Annotated in this window: 6 protein-coding genes and 1 riboswitch; of the genes, 5 read left to right on the top strand and 1 reads right to left on the bottom strand. The window is 41.1% G+C overall.

The window, feature by feature from the left end:
* The coding region (locus tag Q0192_RS08760) for a beta-L-arabinofuranosidase domain-containing protein (protein ID WP_299289050.1) at window positions 1-1,578 on the top strand (1,578 nt) is incomplete at its 5' end.
* A gap of 534 nt (window positions 1,579-2,112) precedes the next feature.
* Here Q0192_RS08760 and Q0192_RS18760 read toward each other — a convergent pair.
* Window positions 2,113-2,436, bottom strand: coding sequence for a S41 family peptidase (locus Q0192_RS18760; protein ID WP_366518154.1), 324 nt, complete (start codon window positions 2,434-2,436; stop codon window positions 2,113-2,115).
* A 291-nt stretch (window positions 2,437-2,727) separates the two neighbouring features.
* A riboswitch (SAM riboswitch) is annotated at window positions 2,728-2,843 on the top strand.
* A 78-nt stretch (window positions 2,844-2,921) separates the two neighbouring features.
* Here Q0192_RS18760 and Q0192_RS08755 point away from each other — a divergent pair.
* The 4 genes from Q0192_RS08755 to Q0192_RS08740 all read left to right on the top strand — a co-directional run bounded on the left by Q0192_RS08755 (window position 2,922) and on the right by Q0192_RS08740 (window position 8,446).
* Window positions 2,922-3,356, top strand: coding sequence for an aminotransferase class V-fold PLP-dependent enzyme (locus Q0192_RS08755; RefSeq protein WP_299289047.1), 435 nt, complete (start codon window positions 2,922-2,924; stop codon window positions 3,354-3,356).
* Entirely contained in the window at window positions 3,313-3,564 is a 252-nt protein-coding gene (locus Q0192_RS08750; protein WP_299289044.1) for a hypothetical protein, read from the top strand. Before Q0192_RS08755 ends, Q0192_RS08750 begins: the two co-directional genes overlap by 44 nt.
* Before the next feature lie 248 nt (window positions 3,565-3,812).
* Entirely contained in the window at window positions 3,813-7,001 is a 3,189-nt protein-coding gene (locus tag Q0192_RS08745; protein ID WP_299289041.1) for a SusC/RagA family TonB-linked outer membrane protein, read from the top strand.
* A 5-nt stretch (window positions 7,002-7,006) separates the two neighbouring features.
* Entirely contained in the window at window positions 7,007-8,446 is a 1,440-nt protein-coding gene (locus Q0192_RS08740; RefSeq protein ID WP_299289038.1) for a SusD/RagB family nutrient-binding outer membrane lipoprotein, read from the top strand.
* Window positions 8,447-8,569 lie beyond the last annotated feature (123 nt).

Genomic DNA, 8,569 nt, shown 5'->3' with positions numbered 1-8,569 from the left:
CAGATATTAAGTCCACTGGCCAATAACCAGGATGATTTGGCCGGTGTCCATGCCAATACACAAATCCCTAAAATCATTGGTTGCGCAAGGCAATATGAGCTGACTGGCAATCAAAGTGATTATACCATTGCCAATTTTTTCTGGAATACGGTGGTTGGCCATTATTCTTATGTGATTGGCGGCAATAGCGACCACGAACGTTTCAGCAACGAACCGGATCATTTGTCGAAAACTTTAAGCGAGAACACGACCGAGACCTGCAACAGCTATAACATGCTTAAACTAACCAGTCATTTATTTAAGCTAAATGCCCGGGCTGCTTATGCGGATTATTACGAGCGCGTGTTGTACAACCATATCCTGGCCTCGCAAAACCCCGAAAACGGAATGGTATTATACTATCTGCCCCTGGCTTCGGGCACTGAAAAAAAATTCGGGACGCGGGACAGTTCCTTCTGGTGTTGTACCGGAACCGGTATGGAAAACCATAGTAAATACGGTATGGATATCTATTATAAAGATAACCTGGGCGGCTTGTTTGTAAATCTATTTATTCCATCTGTACTCACTTGGAAAGAAAAAGGGATCACCTGGCAGATGGACACTAAATATCCCGAAGACAAAGTAATCAACCTCAGCGTAAAACAACTTGCACATGCTTTGCAAATGCCATTACACATCCGCTATCCAAAATGGGCGTTTGATGGTGCTTTTATAACGGTTAACGGTAAGGCAATATCCATAGCAGCAAAACCTGGCACTTATATCACGATCAACAGGAAATGGCACAAAGGTGATCATGTTCAGATTACCTATCCGATGAGTTTATACACGGAAAGCATGCCTGATAATGCTAACCAGAAAGCTGTTTTGTACGGGCCTTTAGTTTTAAGCGGAGAATTGGGCACCGGCCAAATTTGGCAGCGTGATATTCCGGTGTTTGTATCTGCCAAAGCCAACCTTAACGATTGGATAAAGCCGGACGACAAACAGCCCAACTTGTTTTATGCCAGCAACAACGGGAAGAAAGTAATGCTGGAACCGTTGTATAAAGTTTACAACCAAAAGCAGGCCGTTTACTGGGATTTTTTTACTGCGGATGAATGGAAACTGAAGGAGCAGCAGTTTGAAGCCGAGCGCAAGGCCGAAGAAGAACTGAACGCCAGAACATTGGATGTGATGCGTTTGGGCGAAATGCAGCCCGAGCGGGACCACAGTTTAAAAGGCGAACAAACAAATACAGGCGGTGTAAACGGAATGAGATGGCGGGATGCTACAAACGGAGGCTGGTTTTCATTTACAATGGCTACCAAAGGTGCACAAGCAGCCCAACTGCAATGCAATTACTTAGGAACCGATGGCGAAGGACGTGAGTTTGAAATTTTGGTTGACGGACAGAAAATAGCCACCGAAAAACTAAGTGTAAAAACAGCGCCGGGCATTTATGCCCTAAATTATGCTATCCCGGCAGGGCTGTTAAACGGTAAGCAATATATTACGGTCAAGTTTCAGGCACTGCCGGGTAAAACTGCAGGAGGCGTGTTTGGCTGTCGGTTATATAAACAAAAAAGCCTTTAACAATATTTTTAAGGGCTTTTTGCTCCCGAAGCTGGGCTCGAACCAGCGACCCTCTGATTAACAGCAAGAGCCTCAGCGTGTATAATATCTAATTATCAAAAATTTATAACCTAAAATTATTCACTGTTACGTATTTGTAACACATTTTGATCTTGCATCGCCATGTTTCGCCATCAAGTCAAATTTACTAAATATTCGCTGCAAGTAAAATTATTAACTTTTGAATAATCAAATGTTCACTTTATTAAATGTTCAATGTATGATTTTCTCTTTATTCATTAAATTTGAAGTAACACAAGGTGGGCTCCTATCGTTGTCATCTCACCGCTACTTCCAATTCCTGATCCTACCAAGACTGCAATTTTAGATGAAGCATTTTTAACTTCCTATGCGGATTTACCGTGACGCTTTTATGCCCGCTTACGCCAGATCTGCCATTTTTGTAGAACCATGAGGAATTAGCATCTGCTTTCGTTTTTGAATTGACAAAATAACCTAATGTTCCTTCGCCTATTAATGGCCCTAATCCTGCAATCATGGGTACATGTTGCCGCCACCATTATTCCTGAGGTCTACAACCCAGCCTTTAATGCTCTGCTTCGTGTCAATGTCCTTAATAGAACGTTGTATACGTTCTGCAAAATGTATACTAGCCGTATCGCTGGTTGAGCCAAAACCAGGCACCCAAATATAACCTACTCTATCAAGGAATTTGCTATACGGTTGTTCCGGTATTGAATTGCTAGAAGCATATTTCTGTGTACTGACCTTATTTCGAAAAAAGGAGTGATTGTATCCTGCTTTTCTGAGTTGTGATATGACATAGGCAGAAATAATTTGTGCGTCTTCCAGAAACACTACTCTCTTTGACGGTTCAATAACATTTTTATCTATACTTGCCCAATTGATTAAGTTGTGTTTCTACTAAGAAGCTGTTTAAATTTTGTTCAAGTTATTGGCAATGCTTCTTTTATCACCTAAAAACCATCAAGGCCAATTGCTTTTTGTAGCGGCAGCAAAGCATAGATACCAATTTTTTAGTGCTAAAAGAAGCATCAGGATTTTTCTTGAGAGAAATTTAAACAGCTTCTTATAGACTTTGTAAAAAGGTTTATATATTTGCTGCTGTTTAACAACTGTTCTTTTATTTACTTATCCAGAAAGACTGAGGGAAAGGCCCTGTGAAGTCTTAGCAACCTATACCGGCATGGCCGATAAAAGGTGCTAATTCCTACGCTTACCAAATGGTGAGAAGAAGATAAGATAACAAGTATTGCGTTTAATCCCGCAATCTGGTCTGGTATAAGTTGATATATGATCAATGTTATAATCAACACGAAACCATGAGAATTTACCTCGACAATGCTGCCACAACTTCCTTAGATAAAGAAGTTTTTAATGCCATGATACCTTATTTGCTTGGGCATTATGGCAACCCGTCTTCACACCACCAGCAGGGACAGCAGGTAAGGAAAGCAATTGAGGGTTGCCGGGCAACTATTGCTAGTTTGTTAAATGCTTTACCTGAAGAAATCATCTTTACTTCCGGAGGCACTGAAGCCGATAACATGGCCATACTTTCGGCAGTTTATGGCCAAAGTATTACAAATGTTATTACTACCCGCTTTGAGCACCATGCGGTTTTGCATACCCTAAATTCATTACAAGCCAAAGGAGTTATCAAAGTAAATTTTATTAAGCATGATATAAAAGGCAATCGCTGTTGCACTTACGATGATCCTGTCACTTCCTTACTATGCTGTAGCCCAGGAAAGTAAAAAAAGATCAATTGCTGATTCTGTCCGCTTGCCCTTGATCCCAAAGCAGAAATTTTTGGCCGGTTTGCTGATAAAAAAGCGGCTTACGCGCAACATTGTAATTGATCCAAACGGAAAAATTGTTTTTCTAACCCGCCAATATAATGAAAACGAAATGGTTAAAGTAATTAATAAATTGGTTGCAACACCTAACGAAGCCTCTCTTTAATAATCATTGCTGCATCCTAAAACATTACCTGAATAAAATCCTAAAAATGCTTCTTTTATGCCTCATATTTTATACTTAATACAATATTGAAACCACACCAAACCCTAATTTTTAGGTGATAAAAGAAGCATTAAACGATGTTGTACAAAACCGTAATACTTATACTTTAAACTACCTATAGTTCAAAAATCAGCACTATATGTTATAATATATCATTTTCTCAAATTCAGATCTTATAATAATTCACTATGTCAAAAAAATACCTACTACTACTTACCTTCATATTACAGCTTACTATTCCGAAAATTATAGCTGCACAATCCCTTAAAGTAAATGGCGTTGTTACGGCCCGATCTGACGGGAAAACGCTGCCCGGCGTAAGTATAATTGTTGCCGGTACCACTACCGGAACACAAACGGATGCAGACGGAAAGTTTTCCATTGCAGCAAAAGCGAATGATGTGTTACGGATAACCTACGTCGGTTTTAAAACCCAGGACATCACCATTAAACAAAGCGAAACCAACTTGCCCATTATTTTGGAGGATGCCGTAAATACGCTAAATGAAGTGGTGGTAACGGCTTTGAATATCTCGAAAGATAAAAAATCTCTAGGTTACGCGGTTCAAAGTTTAAAAGCAAGAGACATCTCAGAAGCAAAAGAAACTAATTTGGTAAATGCGCTGGCAGGCAAAATTTCTGGTGTGCAGGTAACCAACAGTCAGGGAGATATGGGTTCATCTCGCATTGTTATCCGAGGTGAAACTTCTATTTCCGGAAATAATCAGCCACTTTTTGTAGTGGATGGAATTATTGTGGATAACTCACAATTTTTGGGAACAAATGGTTCAAGGGATTTCTCTAATGCGATATCAGATTTAAATTCAGAAGATATAGAATCGGTTACGGTACTAAAAGGCCCGAATGCTGCTGCCTTGTACGGTTATCGCGCGGCAAACGGTGTTATCCTGATTAAAACTAAAACGGGGAAATCATCAAAAGGACTGGGAATCACACTCAATTCAAATACCAGTTTTTCAAACCTGCTTTCTTTACCCAAATATCAAAACGAATATGGACAAGGCTCTAACGGCCGGTTTAGTTATGTAGATGGCAAAGGTGGTGGCACCAATGATGGTGTGGATGAAAGCTGGGGGCCTGCGCTGGATGGTTCGCTGATTCCACAATTTTATTCTAACGGACAAGCGGTTCCTTTTGTAGCACATCCAAATAATGTACGTGATTTTTTCAGGACAGGCGTAACGTTGAATAATGGTGTTGCTTTATCTGGCAGCGGTGATAAATATGATTTTCGAGTATCCTACAATAACCTGCATCAAACTGGTGTGGTGCCTAACTCTTCCCAAAACCGAAATTCATTTTTGGTGAATAGCAGTTTCAAGCTCACTCCAAAACTAACTTTGACCACCATTGCCAACTATATTAAAGATGATGCGCCTAACTTACCGGGTTCGGGTGGCAAACGCGCAACCAGTACCATGCTGCAGTTTACCTGGTTTGGCCGTCAGGTAGATATCAACCAGTTAAGAAACTACCGTGATGCCAACGGCAATACATTTAACTGGAACAACAGTTATTACAGTAATCCGTATTTTCAGGCTTATGAAAACACAGCCAGTCAGGAGAAAAACCGAATAATTGGAAGTGTAGAACTAAACTATAAAATTATTGATGGTTTGTCGGCCAACTTCCGGATCGGGTCTGATTATTATAATGATCGCCGTAAACTCAAAGTTGCTTATGGCACCAGCGGAACACCGTTCGGTTCTTACGAAGAGGATGCTTATACGGTAAATGAAACCAACACCGAAGCCCGGCTTCAATACACCAAAAAGTTAAACAAAGATTTTTCGCTTGATTTGTTAGCTGGCGGTAACATCAGTTCCATTTTAAATGAACGGAATGATCAGGTAGCACCAAAACTGGCGGTTGCAGGTTTATACACGTTAAGTAATTCACGCGATCCATTAGTATCTTTTAATGAATATGGTAAGCTGCAAACCAACAGCCTTTTTGCTTCGGCACAAGTTGGTTTCCGCAATTATGCATTTATCAATTTAACCAGTCGTAATGATTGGTCATCAACACTTCCTGCGGCAAATCTGTCATATTTTTATCCTTCTGTTAACGGCAGTTTGGTGCTTTCTGATGCTTTAGATTTTAAAAGTGATGTGATCAGTTACGTTAAATTACGAGGTGGATGGTCTAACGTGGGTAAGGCAACTACGCCATATCAGTTAATCAATACCTATGATTTTACGGCGCCATTTAATGCCAATCCGCAGCAAAGTGCCAACAGCATTCAGCTTAATCCAAACTTAAAACCGGAAACAACTACCTCTGGAGAAGCAGGTTTTGAGCTCGGATTTTTCCAGGACCGAATTCATTTGGATGCCAGCATTTACAACACTAATAGCATCAACCAAATTTTAAATGTGGATGTTAGTCCAACTACTGGGTACAGTCAGAAGCTGATCAACGGCGGTAAAATCAATAACAAAGGTTTGGAAGTGCAGTTGGGCATCACGCCCATCAAATCCAAAAACTTTACCTGGGATATTACGACCAATTATTCTATGAACCGCAGTAAAGTAATTTCGCTTTATGCAGAAGGGAATTTGCAAAGTTTTATTTTAGGTACGGATCGTACGGTACAGGTGTTGGCGGCTTTGGGCCAGCCTTACGGTACGCTTTTTGGCACAACTTATACGCGTAATGCAGCTGGACAAATTATCATTGGTGCAAATGGCACGCCAGTTATCAATAATACAAAACAATATCTGGGCAAGTACACCCCAAAATGGTTGGGTAGTGTCAACAACAGTTTCAGTTACAAAAGCTTATCGCTTAGCTTTTTGGTTGATGCGAGGGTTGGTGGTTCTATCTACTCAAATACCAATCGTACAGGCACTTATACTGGCGTTCTGGCTTCGACCTTGCCCGGCCGCGGTACAGCAAACGGCGGGTTGAGTTATTATTATCCGGGTAATGTGAGTTCGGTTGCGGCAGTTCAAGTTAACAGCGGTGCCGCTGCGCCAAACGGCGAAACCATTTATCATGACGGGATGGTTTTTGACGGTGTAAAAGCAGACGGCAGTAAAAACACCACTATTCTGCCTGCACAATCTTACTATAAAGGTTTTACCAATGTAGATGAAGCGTTTGTTTACGATGCTTCCTATGTAAAACTGCGCGAAGTTAAATTGGGCTACACCATCCCGGCACGCTGGGCAAAAATTGCCGGGATGCAGGCGGCAACTATTTCTGTTGTAGGCCGAAATTTGTGGATCATCCATAAAAACGTTCCGAACATCGATCCGGAGACAGCTTTTAACACCGGTAATGGACAAGGCTTAGAAGACTTGACACTGCCAACCGTACGCAACATTGGTTTTAACCTTAACCTTAGATTTTAACAATCATGAAACTTAAATACACTGCCATACTGTTTTTAGCCACCTTTTTTGGGGCAGCTTCATCTTGCAAAAAAGATTTGGCCAACCTCAACCAAAACCCAAACGCAGCACAAACTGCGCAACCGGATTACCTGCTTACAGGTGCCACCAAAGTTACTGCTGATACTTATTGGGGTACGGCAAATAATATGGATGCCAGCCTGCTTTTTGTGCAGCACTGGGCAAAAATCCAATACACCGATCCGGATAGGTACATCTATACAAACAGTGCTTTTCAGGAATTATGGACGGTTGGTTATTCCAGAAGCATTATCAACTTTAACCAAATTATTAAACAGGCCGATGCACAAGCTAACCCAAATTATAAAGGCGTGGCGTTGGTTCTGCGTTCTTGGGTTTTTATGTTGTTAACTGATGCTTATGGCGATATTCCGTACAAGCAGTCGGCTTCGATAGATCAGTATTTAACACCGGCTTATGATGCGCAAAAGGATGTCTATTTTGCATTGCTGGACGATTTAAAAACTGCTCAAACCGCACTTGACCCTGCTGGTAAAGCGATTGGAGGAGATATTATTTATGCCAATAATATTTCATTGTGGAAAAAATTTGCCAACTCGCTGCGCCTGCGTATTGCGTTGCGCATTGCTGATCGGGAACCGGCAAAAAGCAAACAGGTTTTGGCTGATATTCAAGCAGAAGGAGGCAGTTACATCAGCTCTAATACAGAAATTGCACAATTGGTTTATCAAACTTCGCCTAATCAGAATCCCATCAGCAACCTATTTGATACGCGTGATGATTACCGGATTAGCAAAACTATGGTTGATCAGCTTTTTGCTTTAAATGATCCGCGCCTGCCCATTTACGCGAGTAAAACGCAGGTAGCAACACCGCAAACTTATGTTGGTTTGCCAAACGGTTTACTGGTTGGTGATGCCAGTAATTTTGGTTTAACCAAAACTTCTAAACCTGGCACTTATTTTTTGGCACCACAGGCACCGGCCGTCATCATGAGTTATGCGGAAGTATTGTTTGACCGGGCAGAAGCGGCGGCGCGTGGTTTTACAACTGAAAATGCGGCTGCTCTTTATACCCAGGCCATCCAAGCATCTTTAAAACAATATGGTGTTGCCGATGCTGATGTTGCCGCTTATACAGCTCTCCCAGCAACACAATATGATGCAACGAACTTTAAAAAATCTATTGGAAATCAAAAATGGATTGCCCTTTTTGGACAAGGTTTGGAAGCTTTTGCCGAGTGGCGTCGCCTGGATTATCCGCAGTTGCAACCAGCTGTAGCCGGTGTGCTGAACGGGAAAATCCCGGTACGCTTTATTTATCCAGGTACAGAACAATCACTAAATGGAGCCAATTATAAAACCGCTATTAGTAATCAAGGAGCAGACGTACTTACTACAAAGCTTTGGTTTGATGTTAATTAGTCAAATTTCTTTTAAAGGCATTGCAAATAACAATGCCCTTAATTGTGATCTGATTTTTGAATTAAATTACCCGTAGTGCATTTAGGCAATATTGATTTTAAGGTTGTTTATATTTTGGTTCAG

This window comes from uncultured Mucilaginibacter sp. (assembly GCF_937859865.1).
In the GTDB taxonomy this organism is placed as follows: domain Bacteria; phylum Bacteroidota; class Bacteroidia; order Sphingobacteriales; family Sphingobacteriaceae; genus Mucilaginibacter_A.
Note: the sequence above shows the minus strand (reverse complement) of the source record. Positions and strands in the feature narration are given on the sequence as shown.